The organism is Micromonospora sp. MGP-C2, assembly GCF_057766525.1.
Genome location: NZ_JBYMEN010000002.1, coordinates 4,006,193 through 4,028,742, shown reverse-complemented (window position 1 = coordinate 4,028,742; position 22,550 = coordinate 4,006,193). Strand labels below are relative to the sequence as shown.

At 70.5% G+C, this 22,550-nt stretch carries 22 protein-coding genes, 1 tRNA gene and 1 other RNA gene; 14 read left to right on the top strand and 10 right to left on the bottom strand.

The genetic code is table 11. The features are described 5' to 3' along the window. The first annotated feature begins 97 nt into the window (after positions 1-97). Positions 98-1,324 (top strand): FG-GAP repeat domain-containing protein, encoded by a 1,227-nt coding sequence (locus AC3CF1_RS18395; RefSeq protein ID WP_488450911.1) that lies wholly within the window; start codon positions 98-100, stop codon positions 1,322-1,324. A gap of 66 nt (positions 1,325-1,390) precedes the next feature. On the opposite strand, the gene AC3CF1_RS18390 is transcribed toward AC3CF1_RS18395, so the two are convergent. Continuing rightward, positions 1,391-2,140, bottom strand: a complete 750-nt coding sequence (locus AC3CF1_RS18390; protein ID WP_354983836.1) for an SDR family NAD(P)-dependent oxidoreductase — start codon at positions 2,138-2,140, stop codon at positions 1,391-1,393. 130 nt (positions 2,141-2,270) lie between these two features. Between AC3CF1_RS18390 and AC3CF1_RS18385 the strand changes: the two genes are divergently transcribed. Beyond that, on the top strand, positions 2,271-2,903 hold the full coding sequence (locus AC3CF1_RS18385; protein WP_358007573.1) for a TetR/AcrR family transcriptional regulator: 633 nt from the start codon (positions 2,271-2,273) through the stop codon (positions 2,901-2,903). Between the two features lie 125 nt (positions 2,904-3,028). On the opposite strand, the gene AC3CF1_RS18380 is transcribed toward AC3CF1_RS18385, so the two are convergent. Together AC3CF1_RS18380 and AC3CF1_RS18375 are read right to left on the bottom strand one after the other, a co-directional pair. Further along, the gene (locus tag AC3CF1_RS18380; protein WP_172862127.1) at positions 3,029-3,523 is read right to left on the bottom strand and encodes a hypothetical protein; all 495 of its coding nucleotides are present in this window, start codon (positions 3,521-3,523) and stop codon (positions 3,029-3,031) included. A gap of 92 nt (positions 3,524-3,615) precedes the next feature. Then, positions 3,616-4,170, bottom strand: a complete 555-nt coding sequence (locus tag AC3CF1_RS18375) for a hypothetical protein (RefSeq protein WP_488450910.1) — start codon at positions 4,168-4,170, stop codon at positions 3,616-3,618. A gap of 134 nt (positions 4,171-4,304) precedes the next feature. Here AC3CF1_RS18375 and AC3CF1_RS18370 point away from each other — a divergent pair, with 134 nt between their 5' ends. Then, a complete protein-coding gene (locus AC3CF1_RS18370; RefSeq protein ID WP_354983833.1) occupies positions 4,305-4,943 on the top strand; it encodes a DUF1349 domain-containing protein in 639 nt (212 codons plus the stop codon). A 58-nt stretch (positions 4,944-5,001) separates the two neighbouring features. Here AC3CF1_RS18370 and AC3CF1_RS18365 read toward each other — a convergent pair whose 3' ends face one another. Continuing rightward, positions 5,002-5,193: a DUF397 domain-containing protein gene (locus AC3CF1_RS18365; protein ID WP_327647406.1), complete on the bottom strand. Its 192-nt coding sequence runs from the start codon at positions 5,191-5,193 to the stop codon at positions 5,002-5,004. Beyond that, complete coding sequence (locus AC3CF1_RS18360; protein ID WP_210791402.1) at positions 5,184-5,951, bottom strand: helix-turn-helix domain-containing protein; 768 nt, start codon at positions 5,949-5,951, stop codon at positions 5,184-5,186. The genes AC3CF1_RS18365 and AC3CF1_RS18360 overlap by 10 nt, the downstream gene beginning before the upstream one ends. A 190-nt stretch (positions 5,952-6,141) precedes the next feature. Here AC3CF1_RS18360 and AC3CF1_RS18355 point away from each other — a divergent pair, with 190 nt between their 5' ends. Next, the gene (locus AC3CF1_RS18355; protein WP_330464799.1) at positions 6,142-6,384 is read left to right on the top strand and encodes a flavin reductase; all 243 of its coding nucleotides are present in this window, start codon (positions 6,142-6,144) and stop codon (positions 6,382-6,384) included. Positions 6,385-6,480: 96 nt separating this feature from the next. Here the strand turns inward: AC3CF1_RS18355 and AC3CF1_RS18350 are convergent. Further along, positions 6,481-6,565, bottom strand: a tRNA-Ser gene (locus AC3CF1_RS18350). An 82-nt stretch (positions 6,566-6,647) separates the two neighbouring features. Between AC3CF1_RS18350 and ffs the strand changes: the two genes are divergently transcribed. After that, positions 6,648-6,737: signal recognition particle sRNA small type (ffs, locus tag AC3CF1_RS18345), an RNA gene on the top strand. 239 nt (positions 6,738-6,976) lie between these two features. After that, positions 6,977-10,081: a DNA polymerase III subunit gamma and tau gene (locus AC3CF1_RS18340; protein WP_488452100.1), complete on the top strand. Its 3,105-nt coding sequence runs from the start codon at positions 6,977-6,979 to the stop codon at positions 10,079-10,081. An 83-nt stretch (positions 10,082-10,164) separates the two neighbouring features. On the opposite strand, the gene AC3CF1_RS18335 is transcribed toward AC3CF1_RS18340, so the two are convergent. Beyond that, complete coding sequence (locus AC3CF1_RS18335) at positions 10,165-10,836, bottom strand: DUF998 domain-containing protein (protein WP_488450909.1); 672 nt, start codon at positions 10,834-10,836, stop codon at positions 10,165-10,167. A 201-nt stretch (positions 10,837-11,037) separates the two neighbouring features. Here AC3CF1_RS18335 and AC3CF1_RS18330 point away from each other — a divergent pair, with 201 nt between their 5' ends. The 7 genes from AC3CF1_RS18330 to AC3CF1_RS18300 all read left to right on the top strand — a co-directional run bounded on the left by AC3CF1_RS18330 (position 11,038) and on the right by AC3CF1_RS18300 (position 18,102). Next, positions 11,038-11,346: a YbaB/EbfC family nucleoid-associated protein gene (locus AC3CF1_RS18330; RefSeq protein ID WP_007466279.1), complete on the top strand. Its 309-nt coding sequence runs from the start codon at positions 11,038-11,040 to the stop codon at positions 11,344-11,346. 8 nt (positions 11,347-11,354) lie between these two features. Then, positions 11,355-11,948 carry a recombination mediator RecR gene (recR, locus tag AC3CF1_RS18325; protein WP_088950605.1) on the top strand — a complete coding sequence of 198 codons (594 nt, stop codon included), beginning with the start codon at positions 11,355-11,357 and terminating at the stop codon, positions 11,946-11,948. 322 nt (positions 11,949-12,270) lie between these two features. Then, on the top strand, positions 12,271-13,935 hold the full coding sequence (locus AC3CF1_RS18320) for an ABC transporter substrate-binding protein (RefSeq protein WP_488450908.1): 1,665 nt from the start codon (positions 12,271-12,273) through the stop codon (positions 13,933-13,935). Positions 13,936-14,017: 82 nt separating this feature from the next. Next, entirely contained in the window at positions 14,018-15,022 is a 1,005-nt protein-coding gene (locus tag AC3CF1_RS18315) for an ABC transporter permease (RefSeq protein ID WP_088950603.1), read from the top strand. Continuing rightward, the gene (locus tag AC3CF1_RS18310; protein ID WP_088950602.1) at positions 15,019-15,981 is read left to right on the top strand and encodes an ABC transporter permease; all 963 of its coding nucleotides are present in this window, start codon (positions 15,019-15,021) and stop codon (positions 15,979-15,981) included. The genes AC3CF1_RS18315 and AC3CF1_RS18310 overlap by 4 nt, the downstream gene beginning before the upstream one ends. 7 nt (positions 15,982-15,988) lie before the next feature. Further along, positions 15,989-17,002 carry an ABC transporter ATP-binding protein gene (locus tag AC3CF1_RS18305; RefSeq protein ID WP_328369233.1) on the top strand — a complete coding sequence of 338 codons (1,014 nt, stop codon included), beginning with the start codon at positions 15,989-15,991 and terminating at the stop codon, positions 17,000-17,002. Next, a complete protein-coding gene (locus tag AC3CF1_RS18300) occupies positions 16,999-18,102 on the top strand; it encodes an ABC transporter ATP-binding protein (protein ID WP_088950600.1) in 1,104 nt (367 codons plus the stop codon). The genes AC3CF1_RS18305 and AC3CF1_RS18300 overlap by 4 nt, the downstream gene beginning before the upstream one ends. A gap of 33 nt (positions 18,103-18,135) precedes the next feature. Here the strand turns inward: AC3CF1_RS18300 and AC3CF1_RS18295 are convergent, their stop codons facing one another. After that, entirely contained in the window at positions 18,136-18,513 is a 378-nt protein-coding gene (locus AC3CF1_RS18295) for a hypothetical protein (RefSeq protein WP_328369236.1), read from the bottom strand. Continuing rightward, entirely contained in the window at positions 18,510-19,166 is a 657-nt protein-coding gene (locus AC3CF1_RS18290; protein WP_141911682.1) for an HNH endonuclease family protein, read from the bottom strand. The genes AC3CF1_RS18295 and AC3CF1_RS18290 overlap by 4 nt, the downstream gene beginning before the upstream one ends. Before the next feature lie 107 nt (positions 19,167-19,273). Here AC3CF1_RS18290 and AC3CF1_RS18285 point away from each other — a divergent pair, with 107 nt between their 5' ends. Beyond that, positions 19,274-20,767, top strand: a complete 1,494-nt coding sequence (locus tag AC3CF1_RS18285; protein ID WP_141911680.1) for an MFS transporter — start codon at positions 19,274-19,276, stop codon at positions 20,765-20,767. Between the two features lie 25 nt (positions 20,768-20,792). Here AC3CF1_RS18285 and leuA read toward each other — a convergent pair whose 3' ends face one another. Continuing rightward, positions 20,793-22,544, bottom strand: a complete 1,752-nt coding sequence (gene leuA, locus AC3CF1_RS18280; protein ID WP_488450907.1) for a 2-isopropylmalate synthase — start codon at positions 22,542-22,544, stop codon at positions 20,793-20,795. Between the last annotated feature and the right edge of the window lie 6 nt (positions 22,545-22,550).

Genomic DNA, 22,550 nt, shown 5'->3' with positions numbered 1-22,550 from the left:
CGGCTTAACCCGGCGTTATCTCACCGCGCGCGAGGCTCGTCCCTGCCCGGGCGGGCGATGGACCCGGTCCGGGTACATCGTCACGGGAGGATCACGCATGCGAATCCGTACCCTAGGGGTGCCCGCCCTGGTCGTCGCGTTGCTGACGGCCGTCACCCCGGCCGCCCCGGCCGCCTCGGCCGCCCCGGCCGCCCCGGCCGCCTCGGCCGCCCCGGCCGCCCCGGCCGCCCCGGCCGCCCCGGCCGCCTCGGCCGCCCCGGCCGCCCCGGCCGCCGCGACCGCCAGCTTCGGCCCACCGGTCGACGTGGCGACCGGCGCCGTGCCGGGTGCCATGGCCACCGGTGATCTCAACGGCGACGGGCGGCCCGACCTGGCGGTCGCGCAGGAGTACGCGGACCGGGTTTCGATCCTGCTCGGCCAGGGGGCAACCGGCTTCCGCGCGAGGAGCGTGGTGGCCCTCGGCGGCTCGCCCCTCTCGGTCGCGCTCGCCGACGTCAACGGCGACGGCCGGCGGGACCTGGTCGCCACGGTCGTCGACATCGGTCTCAACCAGGTGGTGATCGCTCTCGGCCGGGGCGACGGCCGGTTCCACGCGCCTCGGGTGATCGACTTGGCCGTGAACAGCATCCCCCGCAACCTGGTGGCGGCCGACTTCGACGGTGACCGGGACGTCGACCTGGCGCTGACCCTCGCCGGGCGGGAACAGGTCCAGGTGCTGCGCAACGACGGGCGGGGCCGGTTCGCGTTCGGTGCGACTCTGGCGGCCGAGCCGACCGCCAACAACGGGCTGACCGGCGCCGACCTCAATGGGGACGGTCACGTCGACCTGGTGGCGACCGGCGGCGTGTACGGCCGGGTGGTGACCTGGTTGAACGCCGGGAACGGCACATTTGCACCGGGGGTGTGGAGGGAACTGGGGACCGCGCGCAACCCGGCCGTGGTTGGCGACTTCGACACGGACGGCCGGGTCGACGCGCTCGTACCGGGAGCCGAGTGGGGTGACGCGCTCTATCTGGCGGGTAACGGCGATGGCACCTTCGCCGAGGAGCGCACCCAATTCTTCGGACAGGGTGAGCGGAACGCGACCGGCGGCGACTTCGACGGGGACGGTCGGGCGGATCTCGCGTTCGGCGGCGGCTACTACGGCGTGCTGGTGGTGCTCGGCAACGGTGACGGCACCTTCCAGGCCCCGATCACCCTGGCCACGCCCAACGTGCCCGGCGTGCCCGTGGTGGACGACTTCACCGGGGACGGGCGCGACGACATCGTCGTGTCGAACGACAGCGGCCTGAGCGATGTCCTCTGGTTCTTCCCGACCGTGTGAACGCCGAGCCGGGGTGGCGGTAGACGAGCGCCCGGTCGATCCGCGAGGACCGGCCGGGCGCTTCGCTCAGAGCTGCTGCTCGCCGCCGTCGACGAACAGCTCGCCGCCGGTCATGAAGCTGCTCTGGTCGGAGGCGAGGAAGAGCGCCGCGTTGGCGATCTCGTCCGGGTGGGCCATCCGGCGCATGGGCACGCCTGAGGCGATGGACTGGAGCAGGCCGGGGGCCTCCTCGGGGCTGGGCGCCAGACCCGCGAGCCCGGGGGTCTCGGTCGAGCCGGGGACCAGGGTGTTCACCCGGATGTTCCGGCCGACCAACTCGGCGGCCCAGGTGCGGCCGAACGAGCGGATGGCGGCCTTGGACGCGGCGTAGACACTGAACGCCGGGGTGCCGTTGCTGGCGGCCGTCGAGCCGGTCAGCACGATCGAGGCACCCTCGTTGAGCAGGGGCAGGGCCTTCTGCACGGTGAAGACTGTGCCGTAGATGTTGGTGTCGAAGGTGCTGGCGATGTGTTCGACAGTGATCGAGTCGAGCGGGAGGAACTCGCCGCCGCCGGCGTTGGCGAACACCACGTCCAGCCCGGCGCCCCGAGCCTCGATCGCCCGCATCACCCGGTCCAGGTCGTCGAGGTTGCCGACGTCACCTGCGATACCGGTGGCGTTGGTGCCGATGCTGGCCACGGCCTCGTCCAGCGGGCCCTTGCGCCGGCCGGTGACGAAGACGTACGCGCCTTCGGCGGCGAAGCGGCGGGCAGCGGCCAGGCCGATGCCCGTGGTGCCCCCGGTGACGAGGGCGGTCTTGCCGTCGAGCTGTCCCACGATGGATCTCCTTTGACGATTTCTGTACCGAGCGGTACGGATCCGACCGTAGCAACCGGCGGCGGCGTCCGCAAATTTCTGTACCGATCGGTTGGGTCGCGGGTAGGGTGGACCGGAGGAGGTGGTGGCCATGCCACAGCGAGGGCGACCACGGGGTTTCGACGCCGACGAGGCGCTGGAGCGCGCAGTGGAGGTGTTCTGGCGTCAGGGGTACGAGGGCGCGTCGGTGAGCGACCTCACCGCCGCGATGGGCATCAACAAACCCAGCCTCTACGCCGCCTACGGGGGCAAGGAGGAACTGTTCCGCAAGGCCGTGGCCCGCTACGCCGAAAAGGACATGGCGTACGCCCGGAACGCGTTCGCCCAACCCACCGCGTACGAGGTGGTCGCCACCCTGCTGCGGGAGAACGTGCTCGCCGTGACCCGGCCCGACCGTCCCGCCGGTTGCCTGTCGATCCAGGGGGGCACCGCCTGCTCCAGCGAGAACGCACCCGTCGCCGGGTTCCTTGCCGCCAGCCGCCTGGCCGGCGAAGGGGCTCTCGCCGACCGGTTCGCCCGCGCTGTCGCCGAAGGCGACCTACCCGCTCACGCCGACCCGGTCGCGCTCGCCCGCTTCGTCATGATCGTCAGCGAGGGGCAGGCGGTGCATGCCGCCGCCGGTGTCAGCCGGGAAGACCTGCGACAGGCCGCGGAGATCGCGCTCGCCGGTTTCGCCGCGGCGTCCGGGGCGCGGCTGCCCGAGCAGGCCACCGGGACGGTCTGAGCGCTCAGCGAGCCGCGAACAGCCCGCCGGGTGTTCCCGACACTGAAGCATCGACCCGACGTGCCGGGCGGGTCCATCCACATCGGATCAGCCCGCCCGTCAGCGCCAGACCAGCGCGGTTCGCCTCAGCAGGGGCCGACGCCCTCGTCGAAGAGGCGGCGGGCCCAGTCCGCGTACCCCGCGATGGTTTTTCGGACCGTGCGCCCGTCGTGCAGGAACAGGTACGCGCGGTCGCCGCTGCGGGCGAGCAACCCGTCGAGGCGGTGCGTCCCCTGTGGAGCATCGAGTCTGGTCACCAACTGGTAGCGGGCCCAGACCTGGTCGACGGGCGAGCCCACCGTTATGCCCTCCGGTGTCCGCATCGGGTCGCCGACCCAGAGCAGCACCAGTCTGTCGTCCATGAAGACCGGGCTGACCGTGTCGTGGCCGACGAGCATCGGCCCGCAGGCGTCCAGGCTGGTACGCAGGATGCCGCGCTGGGTCAGCTCATCCTCGGTGTCACCGAACTCGATGTTGCGCAGGCCGTTCAGGTCGATGATCTCCACGCTGCCGGCGGGCCGGCCGTGCGGGATCGACCCGGTTGGCGGTACGCCGCTGCCTGCGATCGAGGCAGCCGTCATCAGCATGGCTATAAAAGCAAATTGTCGCAATTTCATGGAATCCCCCAGTCCCCAACGGAACGAGGGCGCTCAGGTTGCTGGCGATCGCCGGATTACTGATTTTCCCACTGTTCGACCAGCTCATCCCAGTAGTTGGCGCTGAGTCGACGCCGCCCGTGCGCCAGCCAACCCTCGGTGTTGCGCTCCAGGTGCAACCCCAGTTCGGCGAACGGGTCGATCCACTCGCCGGGCTCGACACCGAGCCGGGTCAGGGCCGCGTTGATCGGCCACTGCTCGCGTGGCGCGTCCAACACGTCGTCGAAGCCTGGACCCCACGACAGCCTCCCGCCCAGCCACACCGCCGCCGACTGGTAGCCGGTGCCACCGCCGAACTCCGCCTCCAGGTATGCCACCGGCCCCGCCTCTGACCAGCGGGTCAGCGACTCGGTCAGCGTCGGCGACAGCACCAGGCCGAACGGGTGCTCGACGCTCCGGTCGTCGGCCGCGAAATCCGGCAGCGACCCGGTCAGCTCCACCACCAACTGCGGCGTAACCGGCAACAACCCGAAATCCTGGCGCAGCTCGCCGAGGACCGCGTGATCCAGCTCGGCGGTCTGCTCGCGGAGCAGCTCGGCGTCCGCGACCACCGCGCTGAGCTGGTAAGCCATCGAACCCTCCGCCGTCCACAGCCTGTGGATAGAACATGTGTACGACGGTCTCCGGCGAGCCGGCGTCGATTCCCGGACCGTACCCGCCCAGCGGCGACAGACTCCCTGCCGGGACCCGTTGTACGGTCCTGGTCATGGCTGACCAACTGACCGTCCCCGGTATGCCGTCCGCGCTCGTGCCCTCACCCGATGGGCTCTGGCGGGTGGACGAGACGACCGGCGCCGTGACGGTGTCGGCGCAGCCGCGCACGGATATCTTCATCGACCCGAGCGGAGTCGGCGTCGACGGGGACGAGAACGCCGCGCCCGTCCTCAACGCGGCGACGCTGCTCGGTGACCTGCCGCCGGAGGGTGACTTCCAGTTCAGCGCCCGGGTCAGCGTCGCCTTCGCCGCCACCTTCGACGCCGGGGTGCTGCTGATCTGGCGTGACGAGCGGTGCTGGGGCAAGTTGTGCTTCGAGTTCTCACCCGAGGGTGAGCCCATGATCGTTTCCGTCATCTGTCGTGGTGTCGCCGACGACGCGAACGCCTTCGTCGTGGCGGACCGGTCGGTGTGGCTGCGCGTCTCGCGAATTGGCCGGGTCTACGCGTACCACGCCTCGGGCGACGGCACGACCTGGCAGTTGATCCGCGTGTTCAGCTTCGACGGCGAGACGACCCGCGACCGGATCGGCTTCGCCGGCCAGTCGCCGACCGGCGACGGGTGCCACGTGACCTTCGACGAGATCAGCTTCCGGCTGGAACGCCTCGCCGACCTCCGCGACGGCTCCTGACACAAGCCCTATCCACAGCCTGTGGATAGAACATGTGTACGACGGATTGAGGCCCTGGTCAGAGCCGCATGGCGAGCCGGCTGACGAACGCGCGCCAGGTCGCCGGCGCGAAGGTGAGCGCCGGGCCGGTCGGGTCCTTGGAATCCCGTACGCCGACGACGCCGGGCAGGTTGTCGGCGACCTCGACACAGTTGCCGCCGTTGCCGCTGCTGCGGCTGCTCTTACGCCACCGTGCGCCGTTCAGCTCCATGTCTGCGCCACTTCCCTCATCAGGTCGACCGACTGCCAGTGGGACAGCGCCTCCCCGCGCACGTTCTCCCATGCCGCCATCATGGCCGCGATGTCCTCGGGGTCGCTAGCGACTTGTCCCTGGAGTTGGTTGTCCAGGTAGCCGGCGACCCGGTGGTCGTGGCTGTGTGCGATCACGAACGGCCCGTTCAACCCGGCGTAGGCGCCGACCGTGCTGGGCACGACGTGCACCCGGATGTGTGGTTCGGCGCACGCCGCGACGACGGCCAACAGTTGCTCGCGCATTGTCGATCCGCCGCCCACCGGGCGACGGATGACCGCCTCGTCGACGACCGCCGTGAACTGCGGCGGGTCATCCCGCTTGAGCACGCCCTGCCGGCCGAGCCGGACCGTGAGAAGCCGCTCGATGTCACCCCGGGGGATCAGGCCCGCGCCGCTCAGCACTGCCCTGGCGTACGCCTCGGTCTGCAACAACCCCGGCAGCACGGTCGACTCGTACGACCGCAGTGACACCGCCTCGCGCTCTATCTCCTGCCATGGACGAAACCAGATGGGGTCACGACGTCTTGAAGTGTCCGGCCAGATGTCCGACACGTCCTTGTGGAGGGCCTCCGCTGCCGCCAGGCGGTGCCGGGGGTGCGGGATGCGCCCCTCGGTCAACCAGCGCCCCACGGTCTTCGGGTCGACGCCGACCGTCTCGGCGAGGGATTCGGTGGTGTGCCCGGTGTCGCTGAGCGCCACCCGAAGCGCATCGTTCACGGCCCCTCCATCGGATGTCTCGAATATCTGAGGACCATATCGCTACGCGGTGTACCTGTCCGGTGACGCGCCAGAGGGTGGTCCGCAGAAGACGGCGTGACCGGTGGAGGCGCAGGAGCCCGGCGGTCGGCGTCAGTCCGGGGGTCGCCCCGACGGGGCGACCCCCGTCCACCGCGAAGGAGGTTCGCCTGTGCCCCGCCGCCGCTACCGGAACCATCTGCCGACCCGACCCACCTGGCGCTGTGCCGCGTGCGGCATCGCCTGGCCCTGCTCGGCGGCGAAGCTGCGGCTGCTCGGCGAATACCGGCACGACCGGCTGGCGTTGACCGTCTACCTGGCGACGCTCCAAGCCGAGGCCAGTGATCAGCTCAGCGAGGTCGACCCAGGTCGGCTGACCGACCGCTTCCTCTCCTGGGCCCGCGCTCGCGCCTGAAGGGGGCTGGGTCGAGGGCGTGGTTCCCGGCGCGGAGAACGACTCAGGGCCGGTCCCCAGTGGGGCCGGCCCTGTCGTTGGTGCTGCTCAAGAGAGCGGAGGATACGAGATTCGAACTCGTGAGGGTGTAAACCCAACACGCTTTCCAAGCGTGCGCCCTAGGCCTCTAGGCGAATCCTCCGCGAGCCAGGATACAGGCCCCCGTCGGCCGGGCCACCCCACCACCCCCTGAAGATCGACGGGCGGTCGGGTAGGCTGGGCGGCACCTCCCGTGCGGCGGTATCTCGTGAACCTCCCCAGGGCCGGAAGGCAGCAAGGATAAGCGAGCTCTGCCGGGTGCACGGGAGGCCTTTTTGTCTGTGGGCCGGTTGATCCACTCGACTTCCGTGATGTCGGGGTGTCCTGGCCACGCGGATACCGCGGTTTCCAGGAAGCCGAGCCGATCAAGCGCGGCGCCGGTCAGGCGCGGCGCGGCGTCGGTCAAGCCCTGGCGGCCCGGTCGATCAAGCACGGCAGCCGGGGTGCCGGGGTGGTGGGTGGTCACCCGCGCCCGACCGGCGCAGAATGGCTCGGTCGAGAGGAGGCGGGACGAGTGACGCTGGCGCTCTACCGCAAGTACCGGCCGCGTACCTTCGCTGAGGTCATCGGTCAGGAGCACGTGACCGAACCGCTGTCGCAGGCGCTGCGCAGCGGGCGGCTCAACCACGCCTACCTCTTCTCCGGGCCGCGCGGCTGCGGCAAGACCTCCAGCGCCCGGATTCTGGCCCGCTCGCTCAACTGTGAGCAGGGCCCCACCCCGGAGCCGTGCGGCAAGTGTGAGTCCTGCCGCTCGCTGGCCACCGACGGTGCCGGTTCGATCGACGTGATCGAGATCGACGCGGCAAGCCACGGTGGTGTCGACGACGCCCGCGAGCTGCGTGAGCGCGCCTTCTTCGCGCCGGCCAGCAGCCGCTTCAAGATCTACGTCATCGACGAGGCGCACATGGTCTCGACCCAGGGCTTCAACGCCCTGCTCAAGCTGGTCGAGGAGCCCCCGGAGTACGTCAAGTTCATCTTCGCCACCACCGAACCGGAGAAGGTTCTCGGCACGATCCGTTCGCGGACCCACCACTACCCGTTCCGGCTGATCCCGCCGAAGGTGCTCCGCCCGTACCTGGAGCAGCTCACCCAGGCCGAGGGCGTCGCCGTCGAGCCGGCGGTCTTCCCGCTGGTGGTCCGTGCCGGTGGAGGCAGCGCCCGGGACAGCCTCTCGGTGCTCGACCAGCTCATGGCCGGGGCCGGTCCGGAGGGTGTCACCTACGCGCGGGCCGCCGCGCTGCTCGGGGTCACCGATGCCGCGTTGATCGACGAGATGTGCGACGCGCTGGCCGCCGGGGACGGCGCCGCCGCGTACGCCACCGTCGACCGGGTCGCCGAGGCTGGGCACGACCCTCGCCGGTTCGCCGCCGACCTGTTGGAACGGCTGCGCGACCTGATCGTGATCCAGCAGGTGCCGGATGCCGCCGCGAAGGGCCTGATCGACGGCCCGGCCGACCAGATCGAGCGGATGGCCGCCCAGGCTTCCCAGCTTGGCCCGGCCACGCTCTCCCGCTGCGCCGACATCGTGCACGACGGCCTGGTGGAGATGCGCGGCACCACCGCGCCCCGCCTGCTGCTGGAGCTGATCTGCGCCCGGATGCTGCTGCCCGGCGTGGACGACTCCGCCGGTGGCCTCCTCCAGCGGCTTGAGCGGATGGAACGTCGGCTCACCCTGAGCGGCACCGACGCGCCGCCGGCCGCCGCCGGCTTCGCGCCAGCAGCCCACCCAGGGGTACGCCCACAGCAGGCCCCACCGGTTCCGGCTGCCGCAGGCCCGGCACCCGCCAACGCCCCGACCTCCGCACCGCCGTGGGAGGTCGATCCGGCGGCGTCCCCGACCCGGAACGCCGCCGACCTGAGCGCTGCGGTGTCGAGTGCTCCGGCCCCGGCCGGCCGGGTCCCGACCGCTCCGGCGTCGAACGCACCGGCTTCGGGCGTCCCGACTTCGGGCGCGCCAGTGTCGGGCGTGCCGGCCTCGGCCGCCGACTCGCCCATCCCGGCGTCACCCGGTGCCACCGTCGGGTCGGCACCCGCTGATCAGGGCGCACCTGTCTCGCCCTCCGGGCCGGGCACCGGCTCGCCCGCCCAGCGTCGCGTGGTGCCGCCGTCGGCGGTGCTCCCCGACCCGGCCACGCCCGTGCCACCCCGACCGGGTGCGCCGGCCGCCGCGTTGGACGCGGTCGCGGTCCGCCGTGTCTGGCCCGACGTGGTCGGCAAGGTCAACCGGACCAACAAGCGGATCGCGGCCCTGATGCGCGACGCGGTCGTACGCGAACTCGACGGCGACATGCTGGTGCTGACGGTGAAGTCGACAGTGCTGGCCAAGATGATGGCCGACCATGCGGCTGTGCTGACCGACGCGCTCTACGAGGAGTTGGGCGGGCGCTGGCAGATCCGCTGCGAGGTGGCCGGTGAGCGCGGTGGCGTGTCGCTGTCCGGCTCGCAGCGCTCACAACAGGCCGCTCCGGCCCGACCCGCCGCCAGCCCGACGAGCGCGCCGCCGGCCGCACCGACTGCTACCAGCCCGACGAGCGCACCGACTGCTGCCAACCCGCCGGCCGCGCCGACTGCTACCAGCCCGACGAGTGCATCACCCGTCGCACCGACTGCTGCCAGCGTGGCGAGCGCGCCGCCCGCCGCACCGATTGCTACCAGCCCGACGAGTGCGCCACCACCGACTGCCACCAGCCCGACGAGCGCGCCGCCCGTCGTACCGACCTCGACCGGTGCCGCTGGGCCGACTCATGCGCCGTCCAGCGCAGCGAATGCGACCGGCACCACCGGTCCGGGTGCGCGCGGCGCTGTCGGCGTGAACGGAAGCGGCTCCGGTGCGGGCCAGCAGGGCGCAGCACCGCGCACCGCTGCGGATGATCACGGTCCAGGTCGGCAGGGCGGAGCCCAGCCCGCTGCCGCAGACGGTGCGGGTGGGCCGGGCGCAGCACAGGCCGGCGCGGCCGATGACGAGGACGACTGGCCGGAGGCGGCGCGCCCAGGCGGCGGTGCCTCCGCGGCAGCGGCGACCGATGACGAGGACTGGCCGGAGGCCGCCCGCCCCGGCGGCGCGTCGGGCGACGGATCAGGTGCCGACGCCGCGTCGGGCGGCTCCGGCTCGGCCCCCGCATCGGCCAGCGCGAACGGCGGCAGCACGAACGGCGGTACCGCCAACGGCCGCACCGCGAACGGCGGTGGACCAGGTGTTGCGGGTTCCACCGGCGCATCGGCCGGTGGCGGTAAGCCGGGCGGACGGGACAACCCGACGCCGGCGGCCCGGCAGCCGGCGACAGCCGGTAACGCACCGGTGAGCAGCGCCATCGCCGCGGCTCGCGCTGCGGCGGCGGGGCGCGGTGCGCGTACCCCAGCGGCAGCCCGGCCCGTCGCGGACGCCGAATGGGCGGGCGAGCCTCCCTACGACCCGGACTTCGACGGCCCGACGCGCGGTGGTCGGCCGGGCGGCGCGGCGCCGGCGACCCCGGTCTACGAGGGGTTCGACCCGGGCGACGAGCCGTTGGACGAGGTCATCGACGAGAAGACCGCCCGGGAGTCCAGCGAGGAGCAGGCGGTACGGCTGCTCCGGGAGACCTTCGGAGCGGAAAAGATCAACGAGGTCGACGCCCGGTAGGGGACTGCGTCGCGGCGATCGGTGGCAGCTCAGCAGTGCCGTGTGCGGCGTGTCGAGTTGCTCAGCTGCCAACGATCAAGGAACTAGTGGACCTTGCTTGGGTTTGAGCGAGGCAGGCTGGCAGGTCTTTCGGCCAGCAGGACGCCGAGGCAGCAGGCCCAGAGGGGGAAGGGCAGCACTGCAACCCGTTCCATGCCGCCCACCCCGATCCCGACGCCCTGTTGGGCAAAGAACAACACGGTTCCTACCAGGGCGATGAGCCCTGCGGTGAGGGTGAGCGGTCGCCACCGGCCGAGCGTCGTGGTGCCCGGCGCGAAGCCGGCGAGGAGCAGGCCGACGTTGCCCAGACCCATGATCAGGAATGCGCCGAGGACGTGCAGGTTCTCGTCGACGTCGGCCGGGTAGAGGGCCGCCAGGGCGTACCCGCCGGCGGCCACCAGCAGGAGCGTCTGGGCCGAGCGCACCACGCCGCCGCGACCGAGCAGTCGCCAGGTCAGCAGGAGCCCGGCGGCGAGCAGCACTCCGGTGGTCAGCATCGCGGCGTTCATCAGCGGGTGCCAGGGCGAGCAGACGTAGCGGGGCCTGGTGTCCCAGATGCCGCAGTGGGCGTTGCCGAGGTCGCTGATGTTGTGCAGGGCCCAGCTGTAGGTCGGTTCGCGCCACCGCAGGCCGGTGACCAGGCTGGCGACGAGGAAGATCGGTGCTGCCGCGGCCCAGCACAGCGCGCCGACCCGGCCGGTGGGGTTGAGATTCATGCCACGAGCACACCAGTGCGACGGCTCTGGGCGCACTACCGGCAGATGCCCGGTTCGGGGTAGTGGTAGCCGTACCCGAAGGCTCGGCGTGGGCGGACGCCTCCGGGCGGGGCGGGGTCGGTCCCAGCGGATAGGCTGGGCGGCGGCCGAGCAGACAAGTGCGAGAAGGAGCCATCCGTGCGCCCAGGTGGACAGCCGAACATGCAGCAGATGCTGAAGCAGGCGCAGAAGATGCAGCAGCAGATCGCCGCCGCCCAGGCTGAGCTGGCCGAGGCCGAGCTGACCGGCACCGCCGGCGGTGGGCTGGTCACCGCGACCGTCTCCGGCTCCGGTGAGCTCAAGGCCATCAAAATCGACCCGAAGGCCGTCGACCCGGATGACGTGGAGACGCTGGAGGACCTGGTCGTCGCGGCCGTGCACAACGCCGCCGAGGCGGCCCGGGAGCTGACCGAGCGCAAGATGGGCCCGGTCGCCGGTGGCATGGGCGGCCTCGGCCTGCCCGGTTTCTGAGGCGGCAGATGTACGAAGGTGCCATCCAGGACCTGATCGACGAGCTGGGTCGGCTGCCGGGCGTGGGCCCGAAGAGCGCTCAGCGGATCGCGTTCCACGTCCTGTCGGCGGATCCTGCCGACGTCAACCGGCTGGCCGGCGCGCTGCGCAAGGTCAAGGAGCTGGTGCGGTTCTGCACGACCTGCTACAACGTGGCCGAGTCCGAACAGTGCCGGATCTGCCGCGACCCGCGCCGCACCGACGAGGTGCTGTGCGTGGTGGAGGAGCCCAAGGACGTGGTGGCCGTCGAGCGGACGGGTGAGTTCCGCGGTCGCTATCACGTGCTGGGCGGCGCGATCAATCCGCTGGAGGGGATCGGCCCGGACAATCTGCGCATCCGGGAGCTGCTGATTCGGCTCGGTGGTGGCGGGGTGCGGGAGTTGATCCTGGCCACGGACCCGAACACCGAGGGCGAGGCGACCGCCACCTACCTGGCCCTGATGGTGAAGCCGATGGGCATCGCGGTGAGCCGACTGGCCAGTGGGCTGCCGGTCGGCGGCGACCTGGAGTACGCCGACGAGATCACCCTTGGCCGGGCCTTCGAGGGTCGCCGGGCGGTCTGACATCCATTCACGGCCGATGGCCGGCGCCCGAACCGGGTGCCGGCCATCGTCGTGTCGGTGAGTGTCACTGCCCGGAATTGATCTGACACTTGATCCCTCATCGGGGCTGTTCGACGTAACAGTTTGGCATCGCGGGTGCAGATTGATCGGTTTTTAGGGCCGTTTACCTTCGAATCGAATGTCAAGCGGCGGTTGAGGCACGATCCGATACCAACCGTCCACCTGGCGGTTTCCGGGTGGACGCAACGGGAGCTATGGTCACCGCCATCGGTGACCCCTGTCACCACGTTGTCCGTACCCCCAAGGACGAGGTGAAGCACACATGCGTGCACCCAGGCCGAAGGTCGCGATCGCGGCCATCGCGGTCGCGGCCCTCGCGGTAGCAGGCTGCGCCGAGAGCAACCGCGACGACGACAAATCCGGCGGTAGCAAGAAGGACACCCTCGTCTTCGGCGTCGCCGGAGACCCGAAGGTGCTCGACCCGAGCTTCGCCAGCGACGGTGAGTCGCTGCGCGTGGCGCGTCAGGTCTTCGAGACCCTGGTCCGACCGGAGGAGGGTGGCACCAAGGTCACCCCCGGCCTGGCCGAGTCCTGGACCCCGGACGCCGCGGGCACCACCTGGACCTTCAAGCTCCGTTCGGGCGTGAAGTTCCACGACGGCACCGACTTCAACGCCGAGGCCGTCTGCGTCAACTTCAACCGCTGGTACAACGCCAAGGGCCTCATGCAGAGCCCGGACGTGACCGCGTACTGGCAGGACGTCATGGGTGGCTTCGCGAAGAACGAGAGCGAAGACCTGCCGACGAGCCTCTTCAAGTCGTGCGCCGCCAAGGACGCGACCACTGTGGACCTGGCGTTCACCCGGGTCTCCAGCAAGATCCCGGCCGCGCTGATGCTCCCCTCGTTCTCCATCCACAGCCCGAAGGCGCTGCAGGAGTTCGACGCGAGCAACGTCGCGGGCACCGCCGAGGACATCAAGTACCCGGCGTACGCGACGGCGCACCCGACCGGCACCGGCCCGTTCAAGTTCAAGGCCTGGGACGTCGCCAACAAGACGCTGACCCTGGAGCGCAACGACGACTACTCGGGCGCCAAGGCCAAGCTGAAGACCCTGATCTTCAAGACGATCTCGGACGAGAACGCCCGCAAGCAGGCGCTGCGCTCCGGTGACATCCAGGGCTACGACCTGGTTGGCCCGGCCGACGTCGAGCCGCTGAAGGGCGAGGGCTTCAACATGCTCACCCGCCCGGCGTTCAACGTGCTCTACCTGGCGATCAACCAGAAGGGCAACCCGAAGCTCGCCGACCCGAGGGTCCGGCAGGCCATCGCGTACGCGCTGAACCGTCAGCAGCTGGTCGACTCGAAGCTGCCCCCGGGCGCCAAGGTCGCCGAGAACTTCATGCCCGACACCGTCGAGGGCTGGAGCGGCGACGTTCCGAAGTACAACTACGACCCGGCCAAGGCGAAGGCGCTGCTGGCCGAGGCGGGCGCGTCGAACCTGACGCTGAAGTTCCACTACCCGACCGAGGTCACCCGGCCGTACATGCCGAACCCGAAGGACATCTTCGAGTTGCTGTCGGCGGACCTGAAGGCGGTTGGCATCACCGTCGAGGCGATCCCGCTCAAGTGGAGCCCGGACTACCTCAACGCCACCACCTCGGGCAGCAAGCACGACATCCACTTCCTGGGCTGGACCGGTGACTACGGCGACGCCTACAACTTCATCGGCACCTTCTTCGACCGGCCGAAGGACGAGTGGGGCTTCAACAACAAGGCCCTGTTCGACCAGTTCAAGGACGCGGACACCACCGCGGACATCGCGGCCCGGACTGAGAAGTACAAGGCCCTGAACAAGTCCGTGATGGAGTTCCTGCCCGGTGTGCCGATCTCGCACTCGCCGCCGGCGATCGTGTTCGGCAAGGACGTGACCGGCGTCAAGGCGAGCCCGCTCACCGACGAGCGCTTCGCAACCGCCGAGTTCAAGTAAGTCCTGATCTGACGCAAGGAACGCGGGCGGGCGCTGTCGCACAGCGCCCGCCCGCAACCCTCCGCACCCCTTCGAGGCCGCCGTGTTCCGGTTCATCGTCAGGCGCCTGCTTCAGCTGATACCCACGCTGTTCGGGCTCTCCCTTCTGCTCTTCATCTGGCTCCGCCGGCTCCCCGGCGGCCCCGAGACCGCCATCCTCGGCGAGCGCGGCACGCCCGAGATGCGTGCCGCCATCCGCCGCAACATGGGGCTCGACGAGCCCATCCTGGTGCAGTACGGCCGGTTCGTCCGCCGGATGATCAAGCTCGACCTGGGCACCTCGACCTCCACCAAGCGGGCGGTCACCACGGAGTTCATCGAGCGCTTCCCCGGCACCGTCGAGCTGACCATCACCGCGATGATCATCGCGATCGGCATCGGCATCCCGCTGGGCTACCTGGCCGCCCGCCGTCGCGGCCGTTTCCTGGACCACGCGTCCGTGGGCGGTTCGCTGATCGGCATCTGCATCCCGGTGTTCTTCCTGGGCTACGTGCTCAAGGCGATCTTCTCGGAGAACCTGCACTGGTTCCCGTCCAGCGGCCGGCAGGACCCGACGCTGGAGGCGACCCGGGTCACCAACTTCTTCGTCCTCGATGGCCTGATGACCCGCGAGTGGGACGCCGCCGCCGACGCGCTCTGGCATCTGGTGCTGCCCGCCATCGCGCTGGCCAGCATCCCGCTGGCGATCATCGTCCGGATCACCCGGGCGAGCGTGCTGGAGGTGCTCAACGAGGACTTCGTGCGCACCGCCGAGGCGAAGGGCCTGACCGAGCAGACGGTCCGTCGCCGGCACGTGCTGCGCAACGCGATGCTGCCGGTGGCCACCTCGATCGGTCTGCTCGCGGGCGGCCTGCTCTCCGGCGCCGTGCTGACCGAGACCGTCTTCGCCTTCAGTGGCATCGGAGCATTCGTCGCCGAGGCCATCGGCCAGCGCGACTATCCGGTGCTGATGGGCTTCATTCTGATCATCGCGGTGGTGTACGTGCTGGTGAACCTCCTGGTGGACCTCTCCTACAGCTTCATCGACCCGAGGGTGAGGGTGCGATGACACTCAGCCCGGGCAAGAAGCGCGAGAAGATCGACCGGCTCTCCGAACTGGCCGCCCGTGACGACGAGCGTGGCGTCAGCCTCTGGCAGGAGGCGTTCCGCCGGCTGCGCGGCAACCCGGCCGCGATCGTCGGCGCCGTCATCCTGGCGCTCTTCGTGCTGGTCGCGGTCATCGGACCGTTCCTCGTGCCGTACGCGGCGACGGACACCATCGGCATCCGGGAAGGGCTGATCAAGCCCGGTGTCATTCCCGGCCCGAACGGCGACCACTGGTTCGGCTACGACCACCAGGGCCGTGACGAGTTCAGCCGGATGATCGTGGGTGCCCGCCAGACCCTGCTCGTCGGTGTGGTCTCCACCCTGATCGGTCTGGCGATCGGCGCGGTCATCGGTGGCGTCTCCGGTGCCGCGGCCGGTCTCGGTGGCCGGTGGGGGCGCTGGATCGACACGACCCTGATGCGGTTCATCGACATGCTGCTGGCGATGCCGAGCCTGCTGCTCGCGGTGAGCATCGCCGCCCTGCTCGGGGCCAGCCTGACCACTGTGATGATCGCGGTCGGCGTGGTCTCGGTGCCGGTGTTCGCCCGGCTGCTGCGCGGCTCGATGATCTCCCAGGCCAACAGCGACTACGTGCTGGCGGCCACCTCGCTCGGTGTCAAGAAGTCGAAGATCGCGCTGACCCACGTGGTGCCGAACTCGCTCGCCCCGGTGATCGTGCAGGCCACGCTGACCCTGGCCACCGCGATCATCGAGGCTGCGGCGCTCTCGTTCCTCGGCCTCGGCAACCCGGACACGGCCGTACCGGAGTGGGGTGTCATGCTCGCCGACGCGCAGCAGTACCTCGGTATCCGGCCGTCGCTGGCGATCTACCCGGCCGTCGCGATCATCATCACCGCGCTCGGCTTCACCCTGCTCGGTGAGGCGATGCGTGAGGCCCTCGACCCGAAGCTGCGGAAGTAGGCCCCTAATGGCACTGCTCGAAGTTGACGATCTGTCCGTCACGTTCGCCCGGCGCGGCCAGCGGGCCGTACACGCGGTCGACGGGGTGTCCTTCTCGGTCGACGCCGGTGAGGTGGTCGGCCTGGTCGGCGAGTCCGGCTGCGGCAAGAGCGTCACCTCGCTCGCGATCATGGGTCTGCTGCCGAAGCAACCCGGCCTCCGGGTCGGCGGCAAGGCCGTCTTCGACGGCACGGACCTGCTCCAGCTCGACGACCGGTCACGGCGGGACATCCGTGGCCGGGACATCGCGATGATCTTCCAGGACCCGCTCTCCTCGCTGAACCCGGTGATCCCGATCGGGTTGCAGGTGACCGAGGTGCTGACCCGGCACCGGGGGATGAAGGGTGCGGCCGCCGCCAAGGAGGCGGCGGAGCTGCTGGACCGGGTCGGCATCCCGGACCCGAAGCGGCGGCTGAAGGAATACCCGCACCAGCTCTCCGGTGGCATGCGCCAGCGTGCGCTCATCGCGATGGCGGTGGCCTGCCAGCCTCGGCTGCTCATCGCCGACGAGCCGACCACCGCGCTGGACGTCACCATCCAGGCCCAGATCCTGGAGCTCCTCAAGGACCTGGTCCGGGACTCCGGCACCGCGCTGCTGATGATCACGCACGATCTCGGTGTGGTGGCCGGCATGGTCGACACCGTCAACGTGCTCTACGGCGGTCGGGTGGTGGAGACGGCCCGCCGTCGTCCACTGTTCCGCCAGCCGCGGCACCCGTACACAGTGGGTCTGCTCGGCTCGGTGCCGCGCCTGGACGCCGGGCGGGGCGAGAAGCTCAACCCGATCCCCGGTTCGGTCCGCGACCTGCTGCCCTGGCCGGACGGCTGTGCCTTCGCCCCGCGCTGCTCCCGACGGATCGACGAGTGCGTGGGCGAGCCGCCGGAGCTGGTGCAGGCGTACGACGGACGTAGCTACCGGTGCGTGAACCCGGAGCCGGTGCCCGGCACGGTGCCCGCCCCGCGCGAGGAGGAATCAGCGTGAGCGAGAATGACATCCTCGTCGAGGTACGTGACCTGAAGGTGCACTTCCCGATCAAGCGGGGTGTGCTCTTCGACCGGGTGGTCGGCCACGTGAAGGCCGTCGACGGGGTCGACCTGAGCATCGCGCGTGGAAAGACGTACGGCCTGGTCGGCGAGTCCGGCTGCGGTAAGTCCACGCTCGGTCGGGCGCTGCTCCAGCTCACCCCGCCGACCGCGGGCGAGGTGAGCTTCGACGGCGTCGAGCTGACCACGCTGGCGCCCGGCAAGCTGCGCAGCATGCGTCGCCGGATGCAGATGATCTTCCAGGACCCGATGTCCAGCCTCGACCCGCGGCAGAACGTCGAGTCGATCCTGACCGAGGGCCTCCAGACCCACGGGATCGGCGCCGACCGCACCGACCGCAGGCGGATCATCGGGGAGACCCTGGACGCGGTGGGGCTGCCCCGCTGGGCGTTGTCCCGCTATCCGCACGAGTTCTCCGGCGGGCAGCGGCAGCGCATCGGCATCGCCCGGGCGCTGGTGCTCGGGCCGGAGCTGATCGTGGCCGACGAGCCGGTCTCGGCACTCGACGTGTCGATCCAGGCCCAGGTCGTCAACCTGCTCGACGAACTTCAGGACAGCCTGGGGCTGACCTACCTGGTGATCGCGCACGACCTCGCGGTGGTCCGGCACATCTCCGACACCGTCGGCGTCATGTACCTGGGCGCGCTGGTCGAGGAGGCACCGAGCGACCGTCTCTACAACGAGCCGCTGCACCCGTACACCCGGGCGTTGATGTCCGCGGTGCCGGTGCCGGACCCGGACGTGGAGGACCGTCGGGAGCGGATCCTGCTCGCCGGTGACCTGCCGTCGCCGGCCAACCCGCCGTCCGGTTGCCGTTTCCACACGCGCTGCCCGTGGGCGCAGCCCACCCGCTGCGCGGACGAGCGGCCCGTGCTGCGGGACATCGGTGTCAGCCGGGTGGCCTGCCACTGGGCCGAGCAGATCGCCAGCGGCGAGCTGCGCCCGCACGGGGTCAGCGCGCAGATCGTCCGCCCCGAGGGCGAGGGGGACGCGCCGGCCGTGGTCTCCGCGCCCACCGAGCCCGGCTCGTACGTCTGAGACTGGACGCGGTGCCGGCGACGTCGGAGCTGCTCAGCCCTCCGGGCGGTTGAGCAGACCCACCGCGACGCCGTGCACCGCGTCCAGCCCCGCCGGGTCGGCCAACGCCACCGACGCGCCGGTGACCACATACCACTCGTCGGCGTCCTTGTACTGCACCCGCAGGGTGACCTTGCCGTCCGCGTACTCGGTGCGCAGGGTCAGGTCGCCGGTGACGACGCCGACCTCGTCGGTCATCACCCCGCCTGGGCCGGGCACGATGTCGGTGGTGCGGCTCTGCGGGCCAGCGGCCCCGCCCGCATCCGCGACCATGCCGGCACCCGGCACCGCGGCGGGCGCCTCGGCGGTGCCGTCAGCGGTCATGCCGGCGGCGGCCGGGCCGGTGCCAGCGCTCTCCTCGGCGGCGGTCACGATTCACTCCCCACTGTGCAGCCCTCCAACATGTCGGTCAGGGCAGCCTTCTCGGCGGTGGTCACCGTCAGCCGCCAGTAGTGCTTGACCGTCACCCAGCTCTCAGCGTACTTGCACCAGTACTCACGGTTCGCCGGCTTCCACTGCGACGGGTCCTGGTCACCCTTTGACCGGTTCGAGGACGCCGAAACCGCGAGGAGCTGCGGACGTGTCGTGTCGTTGGCGAAGTCGCCGCGCTTGCGGTCGTCCCACTCGTCGGCACCCGAGCGCCACGCGTTGGCCAACGGCACCATGTGGTCGATGTCCACATCGGCGGGATCGGCGGCGCTGCGGCCGTCGTACACGCTCTCCCAGCGACCACCGACCACGTTGCAGCCGGAGAGTTTCACGTCCTTGCCGTCGCGCTGGAGGATGCTGTCCCGCACGTCGCAGTTCTTGCCGGTGTCCCGCCAGTGCGGGAAGTGGTCCCGGCTGTAGCCCTTCATCGAGCCGGCGGTGGCGACGGTGAGCTGGCCGAGCTGCTGCACGGCATTGCCGCCGCCGCTCGACGGCGGAGTGTCCGGCTCGTCCTGCGGGACGCAACCGGCCACGCCGAGCGTCAGCGTCGCGGCGAGCGCGATCACCGCCGCTCGCGGTCCTGATGTGGTACGCACAGACGACACCTCTCCAGCTTGCGGTCTCCCGGCGATTGCGCACAGTACCCGGGGATGGTTTTGGCATTTCGTGGCGTCTCCCACATCAGGCAGGGCAGATTGGTGGGATGACCGCACCCGTACCGGCGCCTGCCCTCCGAATGGGCACCGCCGCCGGCCGTGGGACGCTGCTCGCCGCCGTACTCGCCTCAGGCATGGTCTTCCTCGACAGCACTGTCGTCAACGTGGCGCTGCCGAAGCTCGGGCAGGATCTCGGCGCGAACGTGGCCGATCTCCAGTGGACCATCAACGGCTACCTGCTGATGCTGGCGGCTTTCGTGCTGCTCGGTGGCGCACTCGGGGACCGCTTCGGTCGGCGACGCATCTTCCTCATCGGCGTGGTCTGGTTCACCGCCGCGTCCGTGCTGTGCGGGCTGGCCCAGGGCACCGGGTGGCTGATCGCGGCCCGGTTCCTCCAGGGAGCCGGCGGGGCGTTGCTCACACCCGGGTCGCTGTCGGTGCTCCAGGCCAGCTTCCACCCGGACGACCGGGGCCGGGCGATCGGCGCCTGGGCCGGGCTGTCCGGGGTGTCCACAGCGCTCGGCCCGTTCATCGGTGGTTGGCTGATCGACGCGCTCTCCTGGCGTTGGATCTTCTTCCTGAACCTGCCGATCGCCGTGCTGGTGGTGCTGGCCGCGATGCACTGGGTGCCGGAGAGCCGGGACGAGAGCGCCTCCCGGACCGAAGACCCGGGGCGGACCCGACGGCGGTTCGACGTCGCGGGAGCCCTGCTCGGAGCACTCGCGCTCGCCGGTGTCACGTACGCCCTGATCGACGCACCGGCGCGCGGCTTCGACTCCGCGCCGGTGCTGATCGCGGCAGTGGTCGGAGTGCTGTCGGCGGTGTCCTTCGTCCTGTTGGAACGGCGGCGCGGCGACGCCGCGATGTTGCCCACCGGGCTGTTCAGCAGTCGGCTCTTCTCGGTGCTGAACATCTTCACGGTGGTCGTCTACGCGGCGCTCGGCGGCTTCACCTTCTTCTTCGCCGTCTACCTGCAGAACGTGGTCGAGTGGTCCGCCTTCCGCACCGGCATCGCGCTGCTGCCGATGACCCTGCTGCTGTTGGTCGGGTCGGCCCGAGCCGGAGCCTTGTCGGCCCGGATCGGCCCCCGGCTGCCGTTGGCCATCGGACCGGTGGTGGCCGCGATCGGTCTGTTGCTGCTGCGCGGCGTGGGACCGGGCGCGTCGTACTGGACCGACGTGCTGCCCGGGGTGCTGCTCTTCGGCATCGGGCTGACCCTGGTCGTGGCACCACTGACCGCGTCGGTGCTGGCCGCCGTGCAGGACCGGTTCTCCGGGGTCGCCAGCGGCTTCAACAACGCGGCGTCCCGGGCCGGCGGTCTGCTCGCGGTGGCGGCGCTGCCGCTGCTGGTCGGCCTGTCCGGGGGCGGGTACGAGCAGAAGGCCGAGCTGACCGACGCGTTCCGGGGCGCGATGGAGTGGTGCGCAGGCCTGCTCGTGGCCGGGGCGGTGCTGGCCCTCGTGCTGGTCCACCGACCGCCTCGGGCAGCCCCGCCGTCGCAGCCCTGCCACTCGATGCCCGCCGCGACACCCCCGAAGTAGCTGCTCCGGGGGTGTCGCGCGTAGGTCAGCGGCGGGCGCGGTTGACGGCGCTGGTGACCGCCTTGATCGAGGCGGTGACGATGTTGGCGTCGGTGCCGACACCCCAGACCGTACGACTGTCCACCTCGCACTCCACGTACGCGGCGGCCTGCGCGTCCCCACCGGAGGAGAGCGCGTGCTCGTGGTAGTCGAGCACCCGCACGCCCACGCCGATCGAGTGCAGCGCGTTCACGTACGCGTCGATCGGGCCGTTGCCGACCGCGGTGAGCGAGCGGTGCTCGTCGCCCACGCCGACCTGGGCCTCGATCTCGACCTTGCCGTCGATCGTGCCGATCGTGTAGCTGGACAACCGGACGGCCGGGGCGGGCTGGTGGTCGAGCAGGTAGTGCGTCGCGAAGATCTCCCACATGGCGCCCGGGTCGACCTCGCCACCGTCGTGGTCGGTGACCTGCTGCACCACCCCGGAGAACTCGATCTGGAGCCGCCGCGGCAGGTCCAGTTGGTGCTCGCTCTTCATGATGTACGCGACGCCGCCCTTGCCGGACTGCGAGTTGACCCGGATGACCGCCTCGTAGGTGCGGCCCAGGTCCTTCGGGTCGATCGGCAGGTACGGCACGGCCCAGGTCTGCTCGTCCACCGGTACGCCGGCAGCCTTCGCGTCGGCCGCCAGGGCGTCGAAGCCCTTCTTGATGGCGTCCTGGTGGGAGCCGGAGAAGGCGGTGTAGACCAGGTCGCCCGCGTACGGGTGGCGCTCGTGCACCGGCAGTTGGTTGCAATATTCGACGGCGCGCCGGATCTCGTCGATGTTCGAGAAGTCGATCATCGGGTCGATGCCCTGGGAGAAGAGGTTGAGCCCCAGCGTCACCAGGTCCACGTTGCCGGTGCGCTCGCCGTTGCCGAACAGGCAGCCCTCGATCCGGTCCGCGCCGGCCAGCAGGCCCAGCTCGGCGGCGGCCACCCCGGTGCCCCGGTCGTTGTGCGGGTGCAGGCTCAGGATCACGCTGTCGCGGCGCGGCAGGTGCCGGTGCATCCACTCGATCGAGTCGGCGTACACGTTGGGGGTGGCCATCTCGACGGTGGCCGGCAGGTTGATGATCAGCGGCCGGTCCGGCGTCGGGTCGATCACGTCGATCACCCGGGAGCAGACCTCCAGCGCGTACTCCAGCTCGGTGCCCGTGTACGACTCCGGCGAGTACTCGTAGAAGATGTCGGTGTCCGGAGTGTGGATCTCCGCGTACTTCTGGCAGAGCCGAGCGCCGGTCGTGGCGATGTCGGAGATGCCGTCCCGATCCAGGCCGAAGACCACCCGACGCTGGAGGGTGGAGGTCGAGTTGTAGAAGTGCACGATGGCCCGCTTCGCGCCGCGCAGCGACTCGAAGGTCCGCTCGATGAGGTGCTCCCGGCACTGCGTGAGCACCTGGATGGTCACGTCGTCCGGGATCATGTCCTGCTCGATGAGCTGCCGGACGAAGTCGAAGTCGGTCTGGCTGGCCGACGGGAAGCCGACCTCGATCTCCTTGTAGCCCATCTGGACCAGCAGCTGGAACATCCGCCGCTTGCGCTCGGGCGACATCGGGTCGATCAGTGCCTGGTTGCCGTCGCGGAGATCCACCGCGCACCACCGTGGGGCCGCCTCGACGGTGCGGGTGGGCCAGCTGCGGTCCGGCAGCTCGACCCGGAACTGCTCCCGGTAGGGCTGGTAGCGGTGGTACGGCATCCGGCTCGGGCGTTGCCGAGCGAACGGATCGGTCTCGGCATCGGTGACAGGTTGAGCCATCTCAGA